The following is a 365-nucleotide window of genomic DNA, read 5'->3' as shown; positions in this document are numbered from 1 at the left end:
CAGCAATATCACCTTGATCATCAACAAGCCTCTGAGGTGTATTGGGCTGAGCGCAAGGCGCAATTCCACAGGGCAAATGATCTTTCGGCGTTGTTAAGCCGTAACGTAGATCTGAACCGGATAAAAGCAGTGGAGAAACCGGCTGAACAGGCACTCACGATACAGGGAAATGCTTATAAACAGCTTACGACAATGTGCCAGAAACAAGGGGTGACGTTGAATGTGGCGTTACAGTTTGCCTGGCATAAGCTGCTGCACAGCTACAGCGGAGATAAACAGACCATTGTGGGGACAACTGTATCAGGGCGAGATGTGCCGGTCGAGGGTATTGAAGCCAGTGTTGGTCTGTATATCAATACGTTGCC

1 protein-coding gene is annotated in these 365 nt (G+C 49.3%); it reads left to right on the top strand.

Going from position 1 to position 365, the window contains the following annotated elements; translation table 11 throughout:
- Nucleotides 1–365 (top strand): condensation domain-containing protein (locus AAC147_RS12195; protein WP_047686740.1); only part of this gene is annotated, 365 nt, incomplete at both ends.

Origin of the sequence: Xenorhabdus sp. NBAII XenSa04 (assembly GCF_963866145.1) — a bacterium.
GTDB lineage: Bacteria > Pseudomonadota > Gammaproteobacteria > Enterobacterales > Enterobacteriaceae > Xenorhabdus > Xenorhabdus indica.
The sequence above is the reverse complement of the archived record's forward strand: the minus strand, read 5'-3'. Positions and strand labels throughout refer to the sequence as shown.